The 22,073-nt window shown below is 61.4% G+C and carries 21 protein-coding genes; 7 read left to right on the forward strand and 14 right to left on the reverse strand.

What is annotated here, in order from left to right; genetic code table 11:
- Nucleotides 1-37: 37 nt before the first annotated feature.
- On the reverse strand, nt 38-1,186 hold the full coding sequence (locus ACVHNU_RS24545; RefSeq protein WP_338800359.1) for an NAD(P)/FAD-dependent oxidoreductase: 1,149 nt from the start codon (nt 1,184-1,186) through the stop codon (nt 38-40).
- Between the two features lie 20 nt (nt 1,187-1,206).
- Complete coding sequence (locus ACVHNU_RS24550; protein WP_003229600.1) at nt 1,207-1,374, reverse strand: rubredoxin; 168 nt, start codon at nt 1,372-1,374, stop codon at nt 1,207-1,209.
- A gap of 200 nt (nt 1,375-1,574) precedes the next feature.
- On the opposite strand from ACVHNU_RS24550, the gene ACVHNU_RS24555 reads away from it, so the two are divergent.
- On the forward strand, nt 1,575-2,135 hold the full coding sequence (locus ACVHNU_RS24555) for a chorismate--pyruvate lyase family protein (protein WP_473018455.1): 561 nt from the start codon (nt 1,575-1,577) through the stop codon (nt 2,133-2,135).
- Entirely contained in the window at nt 2,135-3,025 is an 891-nt protein-coding gene (ubiA, locus tag ACVHNU_RS24560) for a 4-hydroxybenzoate octaprenyltransferase (protein WP_473018456.1), read from the forward strand. The genes ACVHNU_RS24555 and ubiA overlap by 1 nt, the downstream gene beginning before the upstream one ends.
- 109 nt (nt 3,026-3,134) lie before the next feature.
- Here ubiA and ACVHNU_RS24565 read toward each other — a convergent pair whose 3' ends face one another.
- Entirely contained in the window at nt 3,135-3,518 is a 384-nt protein-coding gene (locus ACVHNU_RS24565; RefSeq protein WP_201136221.1) for a COG4315 family predicted lipoprotein, read from the reverse strand.
- A 151-nt stretch (nt 3,519-3,669) separates the two neighbouring features.
- Here ACVHNU_RS24565 and phoB point away from each other — a divergent pair, with 151 nt between their 5' ends.
- The 3 genes from phoB to ACVHNU_RS24580 all read left to right on the forward strand — a co-directional run bounded on the left by phoB (nt 3,670) and on the right by ACVHNU_RS24580 (nt 7,184).
- Nucleotides 3,670-4,359 carry a phosphate regulon transcriptional regulator PhoB gene (phoB, locus tag ACVHNU_RS24570; RefSeq protein ID WP_003229608.1) on the forward strand — a complete coding sequence of 230 codons (690 nt, stop codon included), beginning with the start codon at nt 3,670-3,672 and terminating at the stop codon, nt 4,357-4,359.
- Nucleotides 4,360-4,433: 74 nt separating this feature from the next.
- Nucleotides 4,434-5,720: a phosphate regulon sensor histidine kinase PhoR gene (gene phoR, locus ACVHNU_RS24575; RefSeq protein ID WP_400509819.1), complete on the forward strand. Its 1,287-nt coding sequence runs from the start codon at nt 4,434-4,436 to the stop codon at nt 5,718-5,720.
- 123 nt (nt 5,721-5,843) lie between these two features.
- Nucleotides 5,844-7,184 (forward strand): hemolysin family protein, encoded by a 1,341-nt coding sequence (locus ACVHNU_RS24580; RefSeq protein ID WP_003229612.1) that lies wholly within the window; start codon nt 5,844-5,846, stop codon nt 7,182-7,184.
- A gap of 171 nt (nt 7,185-7,355) precedes the next feature.
- On the opposite strand, the gene ACVHNU_RS24585 is transcribed toward ACVHNU_RS24580, so the two are convergent.
- From ACVHNU_RS24585 to ACVHNU_RS24620, 8 genes are all read right to left on the reverse strand, one after another.
- The gene (locus ACVHNU_RS24585) at nt 7,356-8,252 is read right to left on the reverse strand and encodes a peptidoglycan DD-metalloendopeptidase family protein (RefSeq protein WP_103521157.1); all 897 of its coding nucleotides are present in this window, start codon (nt 8,250-8,252) and stop codon (nt 7,356-7,358) included.
- Between the two features lie 208 nt (nt 8,253-8,460).
- On the reverse strand, nt 8,461-9,420 hold the full coding sequence (locus ACVHNU_RS24590; protein ID WP_473018457.1) for a response regulator: 960 nt from the start codon (nt 9,418-9,420) through the stop codon (nt 8,461-8,463).
- Between the two features lie 178 nt (nt 9,421-9,598).
- Entirely contained in the window at nt 9,599-10,360 is a 762-nt protein-coding gene (gene phoU, locus ACVHNU_RS24595; RefSeq protein ID WP_003229617.1) for a phosphate signaling complex protein PhoU, read from the reverse strand.
- Between the two features lie 72 nt (nt 10,361-10,432).
- Nucleotides 10,433-11,266: a phosphate ABC transporter ATP-binding protein PstB gene (pstB, locus tag ACVHNU_RS24600; RefSeq protein WP_103484627.1), complete on the reverse strand. Its 834-nt coding sequence runs from the start codon at nt 11,264-11,266 to the stop codon at nt 10,433-10,435.
- 161 nt (nt 11,267-11,427) lie between these two features.
- Complete coding sequence (gene pstA, locus ACVHNU_RS24605) at nt 11,428-13,098, reverse strand: phosphate ABC transporter permease PstA (RefSeq protein WP_003229620.1); 1,671 nt, start codon at nt 13,096-13,098, stop codon at nt 11,428-11,430.
- Between the two features lie 15 nt (nt 13,099-13,113).
- Nucleotides 13,114-15,147, reverse strand: coding sequence for an ABC transporter permease subunit (locus ACVHNU_RS24610; RefSeq protein WP_473020098.1), 2,034 nt, complete (start codon nt 15,145-15,147; stop codon nt 13,114-13,116).
- Between the two features lie 426 nt (nt 15,148-15,573).
- A complete protein-coding gene (locus ACVHNU_RS24615; RefSeq protein WP_003229623.1) occupies nt 15,574-16,578 on the reverse strand; it encodes a phosphate ABC transporter substrate-binding protein PstS in 1,005 nt (334 codons plus the stop codon).
- Between the two features lie 254 nt (nt 16,579-16,832).
- Nucleotides 16,833-18,131 carry an MFS transporter gene (locus ACVHNU_RS24620; RefSeq protein ID WP_473018458.1) on the reverse strand — a complete coding sequence of 433 codons (1,299 nt, stop codon included), beginning with the start codon at nt 18,129-18,131 and terminating at the stop codon, nt 16,833-16,835.
- A 378-nt stretch (nt 18,132-18,509) separates the two neighbouring features.
- Here ACVHNU_RS24620 and ACVHNU_RS24625 point away from each other — a divergent pair, with 378 nt between their 5' ends.
- Together ACVHNU_RS24625 and ACVHNU_RS24630 are read left to right on the forward strand one after the other, a co-directional pair.
- Complete coding sequence (locus tag ACVHNU_RS24625) at nt 18,510-18,914, forward strand: acyl-CoA thioesterase (RefSeq protein WP_003229628.1); 405 nt, start codon at nt 18,510-18,512, stop codon at nt 18,912-18,914.
- A gap of 58 nt (nt 18,915-18,972) precedes the next feature.
- On the forward strand, nt 18,973-19,872 hold the full coding sequence (locus ACVHNU_RS24630) for a D-hexose-6-phosphate mutarotase (RefSeq protein ID WP_003229630.1): 900 nt from the start codon (nt 18,973-18,975) through the stop codon (nt 19,870-19,872).
- A gap of 127 nt (nt 19,873-19,999) precedes the next feature.
- On the opposite strand, the gene ACVHNU_RS24635 is transcribed toward ACVHNU_RS24630, so the two are convergent.
- The 3 genes from ACVHNU_RS24635 to ACVHNU_RS24645 form a co-directional block, all read right to left on the reverse strand.
- Complete coding sequence (locus tag ACVHNU_RS24635; protein ID WP_103484631.1) at nt 20,000-20,536, reverse strand: DUF3299 domain-containing protein; 537 nt, start codon at nt 20,534-20,536, stop codon at nt 20,000-20,002.
- Nucleotides 20,537-20,627: 91 nt separating this feature from the next.
- Complete coding sequence (locus ACVHNU_RS24640; RefSeq protein WP_085696742.1) at nt 20,628-20,873, reverse strand: GlsB/YeaQ/YmgE family stress response membrane protein; 246 nt, start codon at nt 20,871-20,873, stop codon at nt 20,628-20,630.
- 111 nt (nt 20,874-20,984) lie between these two features.
- Nucleotides 20,985-22,067, reverse strand: coding sequence for a 5-(carboxyamino)imidazole ribonucleotide synthase (locus tag ACVHNU_RS24645; protein WP_003229637.1), 1,083 nt, complete (start codon nt 22,065-22,067; stop codon nt 20,985-20,987).
- Nucleotides 22,068-22,073: the final 6 nt, after the last annotated feature.

Raw genomic sequence — 22,073 nt, forward strand, 5'->3', positions numbered from 1 at the left:
GGCAAAAGCGGGGTGATTCCGACAGAACGACCGGTATTTACGCCAGCAGGGCCGGAAGCTGTTTGTTCAGAGCAAGTTTTTCCATCACCGCCGCGCCGGTCAGCGCATAGCCGAGCAACTGACCATCGGCACTGTGGCACAGGGCCTTGATGTCGGTGCCCTGCCCTTCGACGGTCCAGACGCCTTCGCTGCCCCGTGGCGGTGGCGAAACGACCAACGGGCACACCGGAGTTTTCACCGTGATCGGCATCGGGCCGTAACTCACGGCCGTCGGATTGCCCGCCAGGGTTTGTGCCAGCGCACGCGCACAGCTCATGAGGGGCATCACGTACAACAGATTCAGCCCATCGACCTCGGCGCAGTCGCCCAAGGCGTAGATATTGGCGTGGGAAGTCTTCAGGTAGCGGTCGACAACAACGCCGCGATTGACCTGCACCCCGGCCGCCGCGGCCAGATCGATGCGCGGGCGCAGGCCAATGGCCGACACCACCACATCGCAGGCAATCACCTGCCCGTCGGACAGATGCGCTTCCAGCCCGTCTGCGACTTTTTGCAGGCGGGTCAGCACCGGGCCGAGGTGAAAACGCGCGCCGAGGCTTTCCAGCCCGGCCTGCACGGCGGCCGCAGCGGCCGGGTGCAGCAGCATCGGCATCACTTGCTCGCACGGCGCCACCAGTTGCACCTCGTAACCACCGAGAATCAGGTCATTGGCGAATTCGCAGCCGATCAGGCCCGCCCCCAGCAGCAATACGCGGCGTTTGCCCGCAGCGGCGGCACGAAAGCGCGCATAGTCTTCGAGATCGTTGATCGGGAATACCAGCTCGGAGCCATCACCCTCGATCGGCACACGCACGGTTTCTGCGCCCCAGGCAAGGATCAGGTCGCGGTAGTACACCGCTTCTTCGCCGATCCACAGGCGCTTGTGGCCGGCGTCGATGCCGCTGATGCGCGTGTGGGTGCGCACTTCGGCCTTCAATTGCTCGGCCATGGCGCCGGGTTCGGCCATGCTCAGGCCATCGGCGTCCTTGTTCTTGCCGAAACCGGTGGAAAGCATCGGCTTGGAGTAAGAGCGCCCGTCATCGGCGGTAATCAGCAGCAGCGGGGTTTCGCCATCGAGTTTGCGAAACTCCCGGGCCAGGTTGTAACCCGCAAGCCCGGTGCCGACGATTACGACAGGTGCGTTCATGCCTTACTCCTTGGTTTTTCTCAGTTGATTTCGATCATTTCGAAGTCCGACTTGCCCACGCCGCAGTCCGGGCACAGCCAGTCTTCCGGCACGTCCTGCCACAGGGTGCCCGGCGCGATGCCGTCATCCGGCCAACCGTCAGCTTCGTTGTAGATCAGGCCGCAGACGATGCATTGCCACTTTTTCATTCAGGTACTTCCTCAGGATTCAGGCTTTTGTCGGCGCGGATGGTCGATGGTGGTTGCGCTGCCATCCGGCTCAGGGCGTTTTGTACTGAGGGTGCCGGGCAGATGCAAGCCTGTTCGGCGCAACGGCGCCCCGGATCCATCAAATTCGCAGCACGCCATGTTAAGCTCGCCGCCTCATTTGCGGCCAATAATGACTCATTGTGCAACATTCAAATGCCTGCCCGGCCCCGCTCTGGCTGACTCAAAGCCGACTGACGCCCCTTCCCGATTCGTTGACCCTGGACTGGTTGTTCGACGAAGGTTCGCTGACCCGCCGCCTGACGCGGCTGTCGAACGACGGCTTCAGCGTCATGCCATTGTTCGAAGGCTGGGACACCCTGCGCAGCGACGAATGCGCGGCGCTGGATCTGGCCGAAGGCAGCGAAGGCTGGGTGCGCGAGGTGTATCTGCGCGGTCACGGCGAAGCCTGGGTGTTCGCCCGCAGCGTGGCTTCACGCGCCGCCCTGCAAGGCGACGGCTTGCACATGGACGAACTCGGCAGCCGCTCGCTGGGCGAACTGCTGTTTTGCGACCACGCCTTCCAGCGCCGCGCCATCGAGGTCTGTCACTACCCGCAGGACTGGTTGCCGCCAACCTGCCGCGCCCCCGAGCTGTGGGGCCGCCGCTCGCGTTTCGACCGTGGCGCCTTGAGCGTACTGGTGGCGGAGATTTTCCTGCCGACCCTGTGGAACGCCGCCCGCGCCCATCCGGAGAACTGCTGATGTACCAGAGCCTGCTCAAGTCCCTGAACCGCTTGAACCCGCGCGCCTGGGATTTCATTCAGTTGACGCGCATGGACAAGCCGATCGGCATTTACCTGCTGCTGTGGCCGACGCTGTGGGCACTGTGGATTGCCGGCAAGGGTTCGCCATCGCTGGCCAACATCGCGATTTTTGTCCTCGGCGTGGTGTTGACCCGTGCCGGTGGCTGTGTGATCAACGACTGGGCCGACCGCAAGGTCGATGGCCACGTCAAACGCACCGCGCAACGCCCTCTGGCCAGCGGCAAGATCAGTTCGAAAGAGGCGCTGGTGTTCTTCGCGCTGCTGATGGGCGTGAGTTTCCTGCTGGTGCTGTGCACCAACGCGCCGACGATCTGGCTGTCGCTGGGCGGTCTGGCACTGGCGTTCACCTACCCGTTCATGAAGCGCTACACCTATTACCCGCAAGTGGTGCTGGGCGCGGCGTTTTCCTGGGGCATGCCAATGGCGTTCACCGCCGAGACCGGCGCGGTGCCCGCCGCCGCCTGGCTGCTGTGGATCGCCAATCTGCTGTGGACGGTGGGTTACGACACCTATTACGCGATGACTGACCGTGACGACGACCTGAAGATCGGCGTGAAATCCACGGCGATTCTATTCGGCGATGCGGATCGGGTGATCATCCTGACGTTGCAGGCGCTGTCGCTGGGCTGCCTGTTGCTGGCCGGGTCGAAGTTCGAGCTGGGCATCTGGTTCCATCTCGGCCTGTTGGTGGCCGCTGGATGCTATGCGTGGGAGTTTTGGTACACCCGTGATCGCGACCGCCTGCGTTGCTTCAAGGCGTTTTTGCACAACCACTGGGCCGGGTTGGCGATTTTTGTCGGGATCGTGCTGGATTATGCATTGCGCTAAACACAACCTGTAGGAGTGAGCCTGCTCGCGATGACGGTGTATCAGCCACATTGCTGTTAACTGATACACCGTCATCGCGAGCAGGCTCACTCCTACAAGGGGTCTGCGTTTACTTGGCTTTGGCGACGTGCCAGGCGCCGTCCATTTTGCCCTCACCGGTCATGTCACCGGCCTTCTTGTCCATCACGAAGGTGTACAGCGGTTTGCCCTCGTAGGCCCATTGCATCTTGCCGTCATCGCGCTTGATCACGGTCCAGTCGCCCATGGACTTGTCGCCGGACGTAGCCATCAGCGGTGGCCAGTTCGCTGCGCACTTGTCGTTGCACATGGACTTGCCCGCCGAGTCTTTGGCGAACGTGTACAGGGTCATGCCCTTGTGATCGGTAAACATGCCGTCCTTCTCCATCGCTGGCTCAGCAGCAAACGCCATGGTCGGTAAAGCAACGGCAGCAGCCAGCAGCAGAGCTTTGAAAGAAGCAGTCATTTGTGTCATGGAAACCTTCTTTTGTGGTTGTCAGGATTCGGACTTAGAGCTTAGTCCAGGATCGCGCCAACCGCCGGGCGACTAAAATACTGTCACACGACTGCAATAATTCCGTTATCTAATGCGGCGCAAGACAGTTAAATGACAAGAGGATTAAGGCATGGTTGGCAGGAGCATTCTGATCGTCGACGACGAAGCGCCCATTCGCGAAATGATCGCCGTTGCGTTGGAAATGGCCGGCTATGACTGCCTCGAGGCGGAGAACTCGCAGCAGGCACACGCCATCATCGTTGACCGCAAACCGGACCTGATCCTGCTCGACTGGATGCTGCCCGGCACCTCCGGCATCGAACTGGCCCGCCGCCTCAAGCGTGACGAGCTGACCGGGGACATCCCGATCATCATGCTCACCGCCAAGGGCGAAGAGGACAACAAGATCCAGGGTCTTGAAGTCGGCGCCGACGACTACATCACCAAACCGTTTTCCCCACGCGAACTGGTCGCCCGCCTCAAGGCTGTACTGCGCCGCGCCGGTCCGACCGATGGCGAAGCGCCGATCGAAGTCGGCGGCCTGCTGCTCGACCCGATCAGCCACCGCGTGACCATCGACGGCCGTCCGGCCGAGATGGGCCCGACCGAATACCGTCTGCTGCAATTCTTCATGACCCACCAGGAACGCGCCTACACGCGCGGACAGTTGCTGGATCAGGTCTGGGGCGGCAACGTCTATGTTGAAGAGCGCACCGTCGACGTGCACATCCGCCGCCTGCGCAAGGCCCTCGGCGACGCCTACGAAAATCTGGTACAAACCGTGCGCGGCACCGGCTATCGGTTTTCCACCAAGGCCTGATCCGACCGCCAGACTCGCTGACAAGGACCGTATTTTCCGTGAATCAAAACTGGCATGGCACCCTGATTCGCCACATGCTGTTGCTGGTCACAGCGTGTCTGGTGATCGGCCTGATCACCGGCTACTACGGCTGGAGCCTCTCAGCAGGCCTGGGCATTTACCTGGCCTGGACGCTCAAGCAACTGTTGCGTCTGCACGAATGGCTGCGCCTGCACCAACCCGATGAAGCACCGCCCGACGGCTATGGCCTGTGGGGCGAGGTGTTCGACAGCATCTACCACCTGCAACGCCGCGATCAACGGGTACGCGGGCGTCTGCAAGCGGTGATCGACCGGGTGCAGGAGTCCACCGCCGCGCTCAAAGACGCGGTGATCATGCTCGACAGCGACGGCAACCTGGAATGGTGGAACCGCGCTGCCGAAACCCTGCTCGGCCTCAAGACCCCGCAGGACAGCGGCCAACCGGTGACCAACCTGGTACGGCATCCGCGCTTCAAGGAATACTTCGAGCAGGAAAGCTACGCCGAACCGCTGGAAATCCCTTCTCCGACCAATGATCGCGTGCGCATTCAGCTGTACCTGACGCGCTACGGCAACAACGAACACTTGATGCTGGTACGCGACGTCACGCGCATCCATCAGCTGGAACAGATGCGCAAAGACTTCATCGCCAACGTCTCCCACGAACTGCGCACACCGCTGACAGTGATCTGCGGCTACCTGGAAACCCTGCTCGACAACGTCGAGGAAGTGAACCCGCGCTGGAGCCGCGCGCTGCAGCAGATGCAGCAACAGGGCGGACGCATGCAGACGCTGCTCAACGACCTGCTGCTGTTGGCGAAACTGGAGGCCACCGATTACCCGTCGGACAACCAGCCAGTGCAGATCGACGCCCTGCTGCAGTCAATCAAGAGCGACGCCCAGCAGTTGTCCGGGCAGAAGAACCAGAAAATCACCCTCGAAGCCGATGCGCGCATCCTGCTCAAGGGCAGCGAGGCGGAACTGCGCAGCGCCTTCTCCAACCTGGTGTTCAACGCGGTGAAGTACACCCCGGCCGAGGGCAACATCCGCATTCGCTGGTGGGGCGACGAGCAAGGCGCGCACCTGAGCGTGCAGGATTCCGGGATCGGTATCGACAGCAAGCACCTGCCGCGCCTGACCGAACGCTTCTACCGCGTCGACTCCAGCCGCAACTCCAACACCGGCGGCACCGGGCTGGGCCTGGCGATCGTCAAACACGTGTTGCTGCGCCACCGCGCGCGGATGGAGATCAGCAGCGTGCCCGGTCATGGCAGCACGTTCACCTGCCATTTCGCCCCGGCCCAGGTGGCCCAGGCACGGGCCATCAGCGCCGCCGAGTGATACCGGCCAGCACGCGCCACTAGGCAATCGCCATGTCAGCCGCTACATTGGCTGACTTGCGTCTGCCTTTCAGGCGCGATTTCTTCTCTCTTACGAATCACACGGAACCTGCAAAACTCCATCATGGACCCTTCCCCTGGCTTGTCCCTCGCTACGATTTTCGCCGATTTCGGCATGATTCTTTTCGCTCTGATCCTGGTTTTGCTCAACGGCTTTTTCGTTGCGGCGGAATTTGCCATGGTCAAACTGCGCTCGACCCGGGTCGAGGCCATCGCTGACAAGAACGGCTGGCGCGGGCACATCCTGCGCACCGTCCACAGTCAGCTCGATGCGTACCTCTCGGCGTGTCAGCTCGGTATCACCCTCGCCTCCCTCGGCCTCGGCTGGGTCGGTGAGCCGGCATTCGCGCACATTCTCGAACCGCTGCTGAGCGCGGTCGGCGTGCAGTCGCCGGAAGTGGTCAAGGGCATTTCGTTCTTCACCGCGTTCTTCATCATTTCCTACCTGCACATCGTCGTCGGTGAGCTGGCACCCAAGTCGTGGGCGATCCGCAAACCCGAGCTGCTGTCGCTGTGGACGGCGGTGCCGCTGTACCTGTTCTACTGGGCGATGTACCCGGCGATCTACCTGCTCAATGCCAGCGCCAACGCGATTCTGCGGATCGCCGGCCAAGGCGAACCCGGCCCGCACCACGAACACCATTACAGCCGCGAAGAACTGAAACTGATCCTGCACTCCAGCCGTGGTCAGGATCCGAGCGACCAAGGCATGCGCGTGCTGGCCTCGGCGGTGGAGATGGGCGAACTGGAAGTGGTCGACTGGGCCAACTCTCGCGAAGACCTGATCACCCTCGAATTCAACGCGCCGCTGAAAGAAATTCTGGCGATGTTCCGTCGCCACAAGTTCAGCCGGTATCCGGTGTACGACAGCGAGCGCCAGGAGTTCGTCGGCCTGCTGCACATCAAGGACCTGCTGCTGGAACTGGCGGCGCTGGACCACATTCCGGAGTCGTTCAACCTGGCTGAACTGACCCGTCCGCTGGAGCGCGTGTCGCGGCACATGCCGCTGTCGCAGCTGCTGGAGCAGTTCCGCAAGGGCGGCTCGCACTTCGCCGTGGTTGAAGAGGCCGACGGCAACATCATCGGCTACCTGACCATGGAAGACGTGCTGGAAGTGCTGGTCGGCGACATTCAAGACGAACACCGCAAGGCCGAGCGCGGGATCCTCGCGTATCAGCCGGGCAAGCTGCTGGTGCGTGGCGATACGCCGCTGTTCAAGGTTGAGCGCCTGTTGGGGATCGACCTGGACCACATCGAAGCCGAAACCCTGGCTGGCCTGGTTTACGAAACCCTGAAACGGGTGCCGGAAGAGGAAGAAGTGCTGGAAGTCGAAGGCCTGCGGATCATCATCAAGAAAATGAAAGGGCCGAAGATTGTGCTGGCGAAGGTGTTGATGCTGGATTGATCGCGATTGCAGGACAGCTTTTGTGGCGAGGGAGCTAGCTCCCGCTCGGCTGCGCAGCAGTCGCAGAACTGTGTGCTAGGTGTATCTGATCGAAAGCGGTTTCAGGTTTTTGGGGCCGCTTCGCAGCCCAGCGGGAGCAAGCTCCCTCGCCACAGTTGAGCTCCACTGCCTTTACTGTTTGCCCAACGCAAAGTTGGGCAGCGCCCCCAGCGGCTGGTTGAACTGATACGGAATCGACACCAGCCCCTGCCCCGTATTGCGCTGCACCACAAAGTGCAGGTGCGGGCCGCTGCTGTTGCCGGTGTTGCCGGACAGCGCCAGCGGGCTGCCGACCGTCACTCGCTGCCCCTCACGTACGCTCACCGAACCTTGCTTGAGATGCAGGTACACGCCCATGGTGCCGTCGTCATGCAGCACCCGGACGAAATTGCCGGAGGCATCATTGCCGCGCCCGCTCTGCGAGTTTTCGGTTTTCACCACCACCCCGGCCCGTGCGGCAATGATCGGCGTGCCCACCGGCATGGCGATGTCCATCGCGTACTTGTTCTTCGGCCCGTAGTGGCTGTACTGGCCGTTGGCGCCCTGACTCAGACGGAACGGCCCGCCCCGCCACGGCAACGGATAGCGATAGCTCTGCGCGGCGCCAGCGGGGTCGCCCAGCGAGTACTGGAACTGCGGCGTATACACCAGCGGCTGGCTGCCGCTAATCGCCGTCAGCAGTGCCAACCGGGTATTGCTGCGCGCCGGCAGCACCCGGCGGATCGTTTGCGCCGGGGCGCCACGCACATTGCTCATGCCGGTGAACGCCAGCGCCACCTCGACCGGCGCATACAGGTCGTTGCGCACGAACACCACGTCGGTACCCTTCTGCTTCTTGATATCGAGATACACCTGGCGCTCGAGGTGCTCGACCATGCGGTCCTGAAACACGAACACCTGCGAGCCTTTGCTCGGCCGGTCGCTGTACGAGACCACGCCGTTGGCATCGGTGGATTTGTAGATGGTCATGGCCACAGTCGAGGTGGAGGCCATGAAAAGACCACAGAAAAACAGCAGGCGCGCGAGCATGGGCAAAGGTTCTGTCGAGTAAGGCCTGGAAAAGAGCCTAGCAGCTGAGACAGACCAGGCTAGTCGACAGATGTTTCAAATTGGGCAGTCTGGAAAATGGACGTCGTCAGTGATGACCCCTTCGCGAGCAAGCCCGCTCCCACCTTGGAATGCATTTCAAAGGTGGGAGCGGGCTTGCTCGCGAAAGCGGTGTGTCAGGCGACGAAGATCAAGCGCCCGGAACGAAGTGCTTCTGCGCCGTGCCGCGGGCGATCAGGCGGGAGATGTAATCGAGCTTCTGCGCATCCTGGTCGACGAAACGGAAAGTCAGTTGCAGCCATTCACTGTCCGGCTTCGGCTCGTGTGCGACCACAGCGTGCAGATAGCCATTGAGACGGGCGATTTCGGCGTTGTCGCCCTGCTCCAGATCGAGCACGGCGCTGTCGAGGATCTGTGGCAGGGTGTCGGTGCGTTTCACCACCAACAGCGCTTCCTTGATGCTCAGGGCCTTGATCACGCATTGCTGGGTGCCGCTCGGCAAGCGCAACTGGCCCTGGCCACGACCGCCGACCGGCGCTTTCGAGGCAGCCGGTGCCTGCACCGGCGGGCTGTTGAGCAAACCACGCGACGGCGCAGCGGCTGGCGCTGGCGCGACAACAGCAGGCTTGGCGAACGGATTCACCGCAGCAGCGGCCGCCGGCGCAGCACCGACCACGGCAGGCTTGCCGCCGGTCAACGCGCTCAGGGAGTCGTTACCGAATGCCGAGTTCATCTTGGTCGGCGCGCTGTTCATCAGGGTATCGAGCTTGCCAACCTTGTTCAGCACCTGCTTGACCTTGGTCAGCAGCTGTTCGTTGGTGAATGGCTTGCTGACGTAGCCGGTAACGCCAGCCTGAATCGCCTGCACCACGTTTTCCTTGTCGCCACGGCTGGTGACCATGATGAACGGCATGGTCTTGAGGTTGTCCTGCTCGCGGCACCAGGTCAGCAGTTCCAGGCCGGACATTTCCGGCATCTCCCAGTCGCACAGCACCAGGTCGAACGCTTCCCTGGCCAGCATCGCCTGGGCCTTTTTGCCGTTGATGGCGTCCTCGGTACGAATCCCCGGGAAGTAGTTACGCAGGCACTTTTTCACCAGGTCGCGAATGAACGAAGCGTCGTCCACGACCAACACACTGATCTTGCTCATCCAACACCCCTATAAAAATCCCGGCAAGCATACCGCTTTGCTGATGGCACATTGCCAACAATCTTCAGTCACGCCGGGACTTTTCGTTCGCGGGTGCTGCTTTTTAATTCGGTTTCCTGATTCTAGCGCCCAAACAAAAACGCCCGGCCAAAGGGCCGGGCGCTTTTCTCAGGCAATCTTACTTATCGTCAGCATTGCCGGGAACATTAGCGGTTTCGCCGCTTGTGCCCTCAACTTCTTCCTTCATGCGCTTGAGGCCCAGATGACGCACATCGGTGCCGCGCACCAGGTAGATCACCAGTTCCGAGATGTTGCGCGCGTGGTCGCCGATCCGCTCCAGCGAACGCAGCACCCAGATGATGCTCAGAACCCGCGAGATAGAGCGCGGGTCTTCCATCATGTAGGTGGCCAGTTCACGCAGCGCGGTCTTGTATTCGCGGTCGATGACTTTGTCGTACTGCGCCACCGACAGGGCCAGATCGGCGTCGAAACGGGCAAACGCGTCCAGCGCATCACGGACCATGTTGCGCACCTGGTCGCCGATGTGACGCACTTCGACGTAACCACGCGGCGCTTCGCCTTCTTCGCACAGCTGAATGGCGCGACGGGCGATCTTGGTCGCTTCGTCGCCAATGCGCTCCAGGTCGATCACCGACTTGGAGATGCTGATGATCAGACGCAGGTCGGACGCCGCCGGCTGACGACGGGCGAGAATGCGCAGGCATTCTTCGTCGATGTTGCGTTCCATCTGATTGATCTGGTCGTCGATCTCGCGCACCTGCTGGGCCAGGCCGGAGTCGGCCTCGATCAGCGCGGTGACCGCGTCGTTGACCTGCTTCTCGACCAGCCCGCCCATGGCCAGCAGGTGGCTGCGCACTTCTTCCAGTTCAGCGTTGAACTGCGCGGAAATGTGGTGGGTAAGGCCTTCTTTACTAATCATGTTGGCGTCCTTGGAGCGTCCGGTAAGGTGCGGCGGGCCGCAGTCAATTCAGTGAGCGACAACCAGCATCTGCTAGCCGTAACGACCGGTGATGTAGTCTTCGGTCTGCTTCTTCGCCGGATTGGTAAACAGGGTGTCGGTATCGCCGAATTCCACCAGTTTGCCCATGTACATGAACGCCGTGTAGTCGGACACCCGCGCCGCTTGTTGCATGTTGTGGGTGACGATGACGATGGTGAACTTGGACTTCAGCTCGTAGATCAGCTCTTCGACTTTCAGGGTCGAGATCGGGTCGAGGGCCGAGCACGGTTCGTCGAGCAGCAACACTTCCGGCTCAACGGCGATGGTGCGGGCAATCACCAGACGCTGCTGCTGACCGCCGGACAGGCCGAGTGCCGAGTCGTGCAGACGGTCTTTGACTTCGTCCCACAGCGCCGCGCCTTTCAACGCCCACTCGACCGCTTCGTCGAGGATGCGCTTCTTGTTGATGCCCTGGATGCGCAGACCGTAAACCACGTTTTCGTAGATGGTCTTGGGGAACGGGTTGGGCTTCTGGAACACCATGCCGACGCGACGACGCAGTTCGGCGACGTCTTCGCCCTTGCGGTAGATGTTGTTGCCGTACAGGTTGATTGCGCCTTCGACACGGCAGCCGTCAACCAGATCGTTCATGCGGTTGAAGGTACGCAGCAGCGTGGACTTGCCGCAGCCGGACGGGCCGATGAACGCGGTCACGCGCTGTTTCGGGATGTTCATGCTGACGTCGAACAGGGCTTGCTTGTCGCCGTAGTACAGGCTCAGGCCCGGCACTTCGATGGCCACGGTTTCCTGCTCGAGATTCAGGCTCTGCTTGTCGCGCCCCAGGGCCGACATGTTGATGCCGTGGGTAGGTGTTTCGTGCTGCATGGGAGGCTCCCTGTGCTAACAAATTCGGTTCGGTTAGCCGCTTGGTGCGGCTGTACTCAATCTAGGGTGGGAGCGGGCTTGCTCGCGAAGAGGCCGGCACACTCAACATCAATGTCGCCTGACCCACCGCTTTCGCGAGCAAGCCCGCTCCCACAGGGATATCAACTGTCCAAAGCTTTGTATTTTTCGCGCAGGTGGTTACGAATCCACACCGCCGACAGGTTGAGGATCGCGATCACCAGCACCAGCAGCAGCGCCGTGGCGTACACCAGTGGCCGTGCCGCTTCGACGTTCGGGCTCTGGAAGCCGACGTCATAGATGTGGAAGCCCAGGTGCATGATCTTCTGGTCCAGGTGCAGGTACGGGTAGTTGCCGTCCACTGGCAGCGACGGCGCCAGTTTCACCACACCCACCAGCATCAGCGGCGCCACTTCACCGGCGGCGCGGGCCACGGCGAGGATCATGCCGGTCATCATCGCCGGGCTGGCCATCGGAATAACGATCTTCCACAGGGTTTCCGCCTTGGTCGCACCAAGGGCCAGCGAGCCCTCACGGACGGTACGCGGGATACGCGCCAGACCTTCCTCGGTCGCCACGATCACCACTGGCACCGCCAGCAGCGCCAGAGTCAGCGACGCCCAGAGCAGGCCCGGTGTACCGAAGGTCGGTGCCGGCAGAGCTTCCGGGAAGAACAGACGGTCGACCGAACCACCCAACACATAAACAAAGAAGCCCAGACCGAACACGCCGTAGACGATCGCCGGAACACCGGCGAGGTTGTTCACCGCGATCCGGATGATCCGCGTCAGGGTGTTCTGCTTGGCGTATTCGCGCAGGTACACCGCCGCCAGTACGCCGAACGGAGTCACGATCATCGCCATGATCAGGGTCATCATCACGGTGCCGAAAATCGCCGGGAAAATGCCGCCTTCGGTGTTCGCTTCACGCGGGTCATCCGAGAGGAATTCCCAGATCTTGCTGAAGTAGAAACCGACCTTGGTGAAGGTGCTCATCGCGTTCGGCTGATAGGCGTGAACGACTTTGCCCAGGCCGATTTCGATCTCTTTGCCGTTGGCATCGCGAGCGGTCAAAGCGTCGCGGTTGAACTGCGCATGCAGATCGGCCAGACGCGCTTCGATGTCCTGATAACGCGCGTTCAGCTCGGCACGTTCGGCGTCCATGTCCGCTTGCGCAGTGGCATCAAGCTTGCCGTCCAGCTCCAGTTTGCGACCGTGCAGACGGATGCGTTCCAGGCCTGCGTTGATCGCCCCGATATCAGTCTTTTCCAGCGACTTGAGCTGCGCGGCGAGCTTGTTCACGCGGTCGATCCGCGCTTGCAGCTCAGGCCAGGCCGCTTCGCCTTCGGCGATCACCTTGCCGTCCTGTTTGACGTTGACCAGGTAGCCGTAGAAGTTGCCCCACTCGCGACGCTCGATCGCCATCAGTTCCGGCGGCGTGGTCTGGTTGGTCAGCCACTCGCCGACCACCCAGGTGAAGTCGTTGCCGTTCAGGTCACGGTTGCCGACCTTGATCAGCTCGCGAGTCATGAATTCCGGGCCCTGATCAGGCACCGGCAGGCCGGCGCTTTTCAGGCGTGCACGCGGCACTTCTTCTTTCTGTACCACTTCGCCGATGACCAGGTGATTGGCCTGGCCCGGTACGTCGTAGCTGGCATGGATCAGGTCCGCCGGCCAGAAGTGACCCAGACCGCGCACGGCAATCACCGCCAGCAGGCCAATGGTCATGATGACCGCGATGGACACCGCGCCACCGCTGATCCAGACGCCCGGGGCGCCGCTCTTGAACCATCCATTCAGGGAGTTCTGTTTCACAGACTTCTACCTTTCTTAAAGCGACGAGTATTTCTTGCGCAGACGCTGACGAATCAGTTCTGCCAGGGTGTTCATGACGAAGGTGAACAACAGCAGCACCAGCGCCGAGAGGAACAGCACGCGGTAGTGGCTGCCGCCGACTTCCGACTCGGGCATTTCCACCGCGACGTTGGCGGCCAGGGTGCGCAGGCCTTCGAACAGGTTCATTTCCATGACCGGGGTGTTACCCGTAGCCATCAGCACGATCATGGTTTCGCCGACCGCACGGCCCATGCCGATCATCAGTGCCGAGAAAATGCCCGGGCTGGCGGTGAGGATCACCACGCGGGTCATGGTCTGCCACGGCGTGGCACCGAGTGCCAGGGAGCCGAGGGTCAAGCCACGCGGCACGCTGAACACGGCGTCTTCGGCGATCGAGTAGATGTTCGGGATCACCGCAAAACCCATCGCCAGACCAACCACCAGAGCGTTGCGCTGGTCGTAGGTGATGCCCAGGTCGTGGGAGATCCACATGCGCATGTCACCGCCAAAGAACCAGTTCTCCATGTACGGGCTCATGTACAGCGACAACCAACCGACAAACAGGATCACCGGAATCAGCAGCGCACTTTCCCAGCCATCCGGGACTTTCAGGCGGATCGACTCAGGCAGACGACTGAAGGTAAAACCGGCGACCAGAATGCCGATCGGCAGCAGCATCAGCAGGCTGAAGATGCCCGGCAGATGCCCTTCCACATACGGCGCGAGGAACAGACCGGCGAAGAAACCGAGGATCACCGTCGGCATCGCTTCCATCAGCTCGATCACCGGTTTGACCTTGCGGCGCATGCCCGGGGCCATGAAGTACGCGGTGTAGATCGCTGCGGCAACCGCCAGCGGCGCGGCCAGCAACATCGCGTAGAACGCGGCTTTCAGGGTGCCGAAGGTCAGTGGCGAGAGGCTCAGTTTCGGTTCGAAATCGGTATTGGCGGCGGTCGATTGCCAGACGTATTTAGGCTCGTCGTAGTTTTCGTACCAGACCTTGCTCCACAACGCGCTCCACGATACTTCGGGGTGCGGGTTGTCGAGCAGCAGCGGTTGCAGCTTGCCGCCGGCCTCGACGATCACCCGGTTGGCACGCGGCGACAGACCGAACAGGCCCTGGCCTTCGGCGACCGGCTCGACCAGCAGGGTGCGGTGCGCGGTGCTGTGGAACACGCCGAGCTTGCCGCTGGCATCGAGGGCAACGAAGCCCTTGCGACGCTCTTCGGCAGTGATTTCAACGATCGGCGCAGTGCCCATCTGGAAGGTGCGGATCTGCTTCAGACGCAACTCGCCATCGGTATCGCGAGCCATGAACCATTGGGCCAGACCACCCGTGGAATCACCGATGATCAGCGAGATACCGCCCACCAGTTGGGTCGAGGCCGTGACTTGGGCGTCGGCGTTTTCCAGCAGTTTGTAGCGACCGTTGAGGCTCTTGTCGCGCAGGCTGAACACGTCGGCCTGGGCCCGCCCGTTGACCACGTACAGCCATTGCTGGCGCGGGTCGACGAAGATGTTCTTCACCGGCTCGGTCATCTGCGGCAGCTCGATACGCTTCTGCTCGTTGGTGACTTCGCCGGTCATCATGTTTTCTTCGCTGGTCAGCGCCAGCACATTGAGCTGCGAACCGGTCGAACCCACCAGCATCAGGGTCGAATCGGTCGCGTTGAGGCTGACGTGCTCCAGCGCCCCGCCGCCCTCGTTCACCGCGATCGGCGCTTCGCCATACGGGTATTCGATGGCCGGAGTGATGGTTTTCTTGCCATCGGGGTAGCTGACTTTATAGGTGTGACGGAACACCAGCGCCTGACCGTTGGACAGGCCCACGGCGACCAGTGGATGACCTGGCTGGTCTTCACCGATGGAGGTTACGCTGGCGCCGGCAGGAACCGGCAGATCGACGCGCTTCAATTCAGCGCCACTGTCGATGTCAAAGAACAGCGCCTGGCCCTTGTCGGAAACGCGCATCGCCACCTGATTCTGCTCTTCGAGCGAAATCATCAGCGGCTTGCCAGCGTCCTGCATCCAGGCCGGGGTAATGGCATCCTTCGCGGTCAGGCTGGCGCCGTGGAACAACGGTGCAACGACGTAGGCGAGGAAGAAGAAGATCAGGGTGATGGCTGCCAGCACGGCGAGGCCGCCGACGAGGACGTACCAGCGGGTGAAGCGATCCTTGAGCGCGCGAATGCGGCGCTTGCGTTGCAGCTCAGGCGTATTGAAATCAATGCGCTTGGGAGGGGAAGTCGTAGTCATTGGGGAATTGGCCAGATCATTCATGCGCACACCCTAGCGATCCTGTATGACAGAAAGATGACAATGCAGTGACGCACCAAATCCGCCGCCAGCGGGGTACTGGCAGTGGATAGAAAAATTCGGAGGGTGTGGGAGCCGGCCGCTTGCGGGCCGGGCCCCACACTTGAGTCAGGCGGGGTTCACCCCTGACTCAATTTGTTACTTCTTTGCGACTTCAGCGCCGCCTTCCTGCAGACCCAGGTCAGCCAGTGCTTTTGCAGCAACCTTGGCCGGCAGTGGGATGTAGCCGTCTTTCACTACGACTTCCTGACCCTGTTTGGACAGAACCAGTTTCACGAACTCGGCTTCCAGCGGGGCCAGAGGCTTGTTCGGGGCCTTGTTCACGTAAACGTAGAGGAAGCGCGACAGCGGGTACTTGCCGTTCAGGGCGTTTTCTTCGGTGTCTTCGATGAAGTCAGTGCTGCCTTTCTTCGACAGAGCAACGGTTTTCACGCTGGCGGTCTTGTAGCCGATGCCCGAGTAACCGATGCCGTTCAGCGAGGAGCTGATCGACTGCACGACCGACGCCGAACCTGGCTGTTCGTTGACGTTAGGCTTGTAGTCGCCTTTGCACAGGGCTTCTTCCTTGAAGTAGCCGTAGGTGCCGGATACCGAGTTACGACCGAACAGTTGCACCGGCTTGTTGGCCAGGTCGCCTGTTACGCCGAGGTCGCCCCAGGTTTTCACGTCGGCTTTGGCGCCGCACAGACGGGTGGACGAGAAGATCGCGTCAACCTGTTCCATGGTCAGGTGCTGGATCGGGTTGTCCTTGTGCACGAACACCGCCAGGGCGTCCACGGCAACCGGGATTGCGGTTGGCTTGTAGCCGTATTTCTGCTCGAAGGCCGCCAGTTCGGTGTCCTTCATCTTGCGGCTCATCGGGCCCAGGTTGGAGGTGCCTTCAGTCAGCGCAGGTGGCGCGGTGGCGGAGCCAGCGGCCTGAATCTGGATGTTTACGTTCGGGTATTCTTTCTTGTAGTTCTCAGCCCACAGGGTCATGAGGTTGGCCAGAGTGTCGGAACCAACGCTGGACAGGTTGCCCGAGACACCGGTGACTTTGGTGTAAGCCGGAATTGACGGGTCAACGCCAGCGGCTACCGCGTGGGCAGTCGCAACGCCAGCAGCGACAAAAGTCATTGCCGCCATCAAACGCTTCAGTTTCATGCCTTACTCCTAGCAGATAGGGGGTGTTAAGTCGGGGCCAAGTATCAGCAGGCCGTGTGAACACTCTATGGCTGAAATATGACAATTGGATGAAAGGCCAGTATCGGGGTTTTGCAAGATGATTCGAAGATCTCAGAGAACAACACAGAACCAATGTGGGAGCGGCTTGCTCGCGAAGAGGCCGTGTCAGCCTATTCATATGCAGACTGACACAACGCATTCGCGAGCAAGCCCGCTCCCACAGGTAAAGATTTTCAGCGCCCCTTCTTCCAGAGCCACGCCCCCACCAGAATCCCCATCGTGCAAAGGACGGCCACATAGTAAGCCGGGCCCATCGCACTCTCTTTAAGCAGCAGGCTGACCACCATTGGCGTCAGGCCACCGAAGATCGCGTACGCCACGTTGTACGAGAACGACAGCCCACTGAAGCGCACCACCGGCGGGAACGCCTTGACCATCACGTACGGAACCGCACCGATGGTGCCGACCAGCAGACCGGTCAGCGCATACAGCGGGAACAGCCAGTTCGGGTGATCAGCGAGGCTGTGATAGAAGGTCCAGGAACTGATCAGCAAGCCCAGCGAACCGAAGACAAACACCCGGCCGGCGCCGAGACGATCCGCCAGGGCACCGGAGATGATGCAACCAACGCTCAGGAACACGATCGCCAGGCTGTTCGATTGCAGCGCCACCGTTGGCGAGAAGTAATAGACCGTCTGCAGCACGGTCGGGGTCATCAGGATCACCACGACGATCCCGGCGGACAGCAGCCAGGTCAGCAGCATCGAGATCGCAATCGCCCCGCGATGGTCACGCAGCACCGCGCGCAGCGGCACTTCTTCGGCCAGCGCCTTGCGCAGTTGCAGCTCGGCGAACACCGGGGTCTCGTGCAGCCAACGGCGCAGATACACTGAGAACAGACCGAATACACCACCGAGCAGGAACGGGATGCGCCAGGCGTAATCCGCGACTTCCCCCGGCGTATAAATGCTGTTGATTGCCGTAGCGACCAGAGAGCCGAGCAGGATGCCCGCCGTCAGGCCGCTGGTCAGGGTGCCGCAGGCGTAGCCGATGTGCTTTTGCGGCACGTGTTCGGAAACGAAGACCCACGCCCCCGGCACCTCACCACCAATCGCCGCGCCCTGGATCACTCGCATCAGCAACAACAGGATCGGCGCCCACATACCGATCTGCGCATAGGTTGGCAGCAGGCCCATGATCAGGGTCGGCACGGCCATCATGAAAATGCTCAGGGTGAACATCTTCTTGCGTCCCAGCAGGTCGCCGAAGTGCGCCATGACGATGCCGCCCAGCGGCCGCGCCAGGTAGCCGGCGGCGAAAATGCCGAAGGTCTGCATCAGGCGCAGCCACTCGGGCATGTCGGCCGGGAAAAACAGCTTGCCGACCACGGTGGCGAAGAACACGAAGATGATGAAATCGTAAAACTCCAGCGCACCGCCCAGGGCCGATAGCGACAGAGTCTTGTAGTCATTGCGGGTCAGGGGGCGTGCAGGTTGCTCGGGCTGCGCGAGGCTCGAAGGCGCTGTGGTCATGGCAAGGGCTTCTCTTATAGTCGGATCCGCCGCCACCACAACGCTGGCTGTGGCTTCGGCAGGTTCGGCACCATAGCAAATTGTTCGAAAAAGCACATAGAGGCGCGTATTTGACGGTCAAAATCAGAACCCGATGGTCGTCGCGGAGTCTACCGACCGATATACTCGCAACCTTGCTCCGGTTTGTAGGGGGTTGCTGTGCGAAAACGTCGTTGGCCCGGCCTTTGAACGGGATCAGCCGGTTTCGCAGAGTTTCCCCTTTAGTTGCCTTATGGAAAACGTGACGAACGCAGTATGTTCGGTGCTGAATCGTTTTTCCTGAAGACGGCTACCACCAGCAATACCAAAGAAGAGTCACGGGTCAGAGGCACCCCCGGCATGATAGAGCTCGAACAAGAAGATCCGATCCCGCAAGGCGACCTGGCCCTGCAAATTACCGCACTCCCCCGCGAAACCAACGGCTTTGGCGATATTTTCGGCGGCTGGCTGGTGGCGCAGATGGATCTGGCCGGCACTGCGATGGCCAGCCGGGTTGCCGGTGGCCGTGTGGCGACCGTGGCCATCGACCGCATGGCGTTCCTGGTGCCGGTGGCGGTGGGCGCGCAATTGTCCTTTTACACCCAGACCCTGGAAATCGGCCGCAGCTCGATCCAGATGATGGTCGAGGTGTGGAGCGACGATCCGCTGTCCAGCGAGTGGCGTAAAGTGACCGAGGCGGTGTTCGTCTTCGTCGCCATCGACGGCAGCGGTCGTACCCGTTCGGTACCGCCACGCGCGCGTTAAACCTCGCCGCGGTTTTGCGGTCGATAGTCGTCCCAAGTGTCTGATCGAGAGCTGTCCCATGAACACGCCCAACGTTGAAGCCGTGAAACTGGATGAACTGAACTGCTGGCGCATCCGCCACGGTCAGGCCGAAGTGCTGGTGGCCCAGCAAGGCGCGCACATCCTCAGTTATCAGGTTGACGGTCAGCCGCCGATCATCTGGCTCAACGACAAGGCGCTGTTCAAGACCGGCAAGAGCATCCGCGCCGGTGTGCCGGTGTGCTGGCCGTGGTTCGGTGTGTTTGATCGCAACCCGCAAAGCGTGCAAGCCATGCGCGTCAGCGAAGAACCGGCAGCGTCCCACGGTTTCGTCCGGGCGATGGATTGGCAACTGGGCGGCATCGAAGCCGAGGACGATGGCATCAAGGTCGAGTTCAAGCTGCCCTACCCCGAAGGTGGCTTCCCGGGTTGGCCGCACCAGGTCGATCTGACCCTGACCCTGCACCTGAATGATCAGTTGCACATCAGCCTGACCAGCCACAACCGGGGCGCCGAAAGCGTCAGCATCAGCCAGGCGCTGCACAGTTACTTCGCGGTCAGCGATGTGCGCAACGTGCACGTCGACGGTGTGGACGGCCTGGACTACATCGAGACTCTGGACAACTGGAATACCCACAAACAGCAGGGCGAACTACGCTTCGCCGGGGAAACCGACCGCATCTACCTCGACGCTCCGCCGCAACTGAGCATCGTCGATCCGACCTGGAAACGGCGCATCGTGCTGACCGCCACTGGCTCACGCACGGCGGTGATCTGGAACCCATGGATCGACCGCGCAGCGGCGTTCAGCGACATGGACAACGATGGCTGGCAGCGCATGCTGTGCATCGAGACGGCGAATGTGATGGATGACGTGGTCACGCTGGGCTCGGGTGTGAGCCATACGATGGGTGTCAGCGTCGGCAGCAAACCGCTCTAAACCCTGGTGCGAAACAAACTGTGGGAGCGGGCTTGCTCGCGAATGCGGTGTGTCAGATACATTAATCTCTCTGATAGACCGCATTCGCGAGCAAGCCCGCTCCCACATTGGGTTCTGCGCCAGGTGTTTAGAGATCGGACTCCTGCACCACCCGCACCTTGTCCGCATCCAGCGCATACGCCGCGTCCGCCAGATCGTTGTTGACCTTCTCGATCTTCAGCGTACCGGTCACCCACAACGGCGTGTAGATGTCGTCCAGCTTCAAGCCTTTGGGATAACGCACCAGCACCAGTTGGTTCGGCGGCGGTGGCGGCACATGGATGCAAGCGCCCGGGTACGGCACGAGGAAGAACACCGTGCTGCGGCCCTTGGCATCGGACTCCAGCGGCACCGGATAACCACCGATACGAATGTGCTTGTCGTTCATCGCCGCCACGGTCTTGGTCGAATACATCACCGCCGGCAAACCCTTGGCCTGCTTCATGCCACCCTTCTGGGTGAAAGTGCCGGTGGCTTCCGGGGAGTTGTGATCGATTTCAGGCATGGCCTCGAGGGCTTTCTGGTCCGACTTGGGCATCAGTTCCAGCCAGTCGGTTTCCGGCAGTTCGCCGGCGTGGGCCAAACCGCTGCCCAGAAAAAGGAGAGTCAACAAAATGCGGCGCATGGAGGAGCTCGGTAAAAAAGAAGGGACGAACAGTCGCCGCGCATTCTAGCCCTCCCCACCGGTTTGGCAGAGAGGGCTTTGTCGCTTTGGATCAGTTCTTTTTGATCAGGCCGTAGATCACCAGCAGGATGATCGCGCCGACCAGTGCGCCAATGAAGCCTGCGCCCTGACCTGCCTGATAGATGCCCAGGGCCTGGCCGCCGTAGGTGGCTGCCAGCGAACCGCCGATACCGAGCAGGATGGTCATGATCCAGCCCATGCTGTCATCGCCCGGTTTGAGAAAGCGTGCCAGCAGGCCGACGATCAAGCCGATAAAGATGGTTCCGATAATTCCCATGGCATTTCCCTCTGAATAGTAGATATGCGAAAGCCTAGTCAGACTTTCGCATCCTGCCATCAGAGAACGGCGGCCCCGCAATGGTTCCGCCGCGGCCAGATGAAACTGCTTTTACTCGGCGATCAGCGCTTCGACCTTGACGATCTGCGCCTGCAGCGTGGCCATGTCGGCGCAGCGCAGGTTGGCGTGACCGACCTTGCGCCCGGCCTTGAAGGCTTTGCCGTAGTGGTGCAGATGGCAATCTTCGATGGCGATGACCTTCTCCACCGGCGGAACCACGCCGATGAAGTTGAGCATCGCGCTCTCGCCGACCTTGGCCGTCGAACCCAGCGGCAGGCCGGCAACGGCACGCAGGTGGTTTTCGAACTGGCTGCACTCGGCGCCTTCGGTGGTCCAGTGCCCGGAGTTGTGCACGCGCGGGGCGATTTCGTTGGCCTTCAGGCCACCGTCGACTTCAAAGAACTCGAACGCCATCACGCCGACGTAATCCAGGTGCTTGAGCACGCGGCTGGAATAGTCTTCAGCCAGCGCCTGCAGCGGGTGATCGGTGCTGGCCACCGACAGCTTGAGGATGCCGCTGTCGTGGGTGTTGTGTACCAGCGGATAGAACCTGGTTTCGCCATCGCGGGCACGTACGGCGATCAGCGAGACTTCGCCGGTGAACGGCACGAAGCCTTCCAGCAGGCAGGCAACGCTGCCCAGTTCAGCGAACGTACCGACCACGTCTTCCGGCTTACGCAGGACTTTCTGGCCCTTGCCGTCGTAACCCAGGGTGCGGGTTTTCAGCACGGCCGGCAGACCGATGGCAGCCACGGCGGCATCCAGGTCGGCTTGCGACTGAATGTCGGCGAAGGCCGGGGTCGGGATGCCCAGGTCCTTGAACATGCTCTTCTCGAACCAGCGGTCGCGAGCGATGCGCAGGGCTTCGGCACTCGGGTACACCGGCACGAATTGCGAGAGGAACGCCACGGTTTCGGCCGGGACGCTTTCGAACTCGAAGGTCACCAGATCGACTTCATCGGCCAACTGGCGCAGGTGATCCTGATCGCCGTAATCGGCCCGCAGGTGTTCGCCCAGTGCCGCGGCGCAAGCGTCCGGCGCAGGGTCGAGGAAAGCGAAGTTCATGCCCAGCGGAGTGCCCGCCAGCGCCAACATGCGGCCCAACTGGCCGCCACCGATTACACCGATCTTCATCTCAAC

This window comes from Pseudomonas sp. Ors-4-3C, assembly GCF_055755035.1.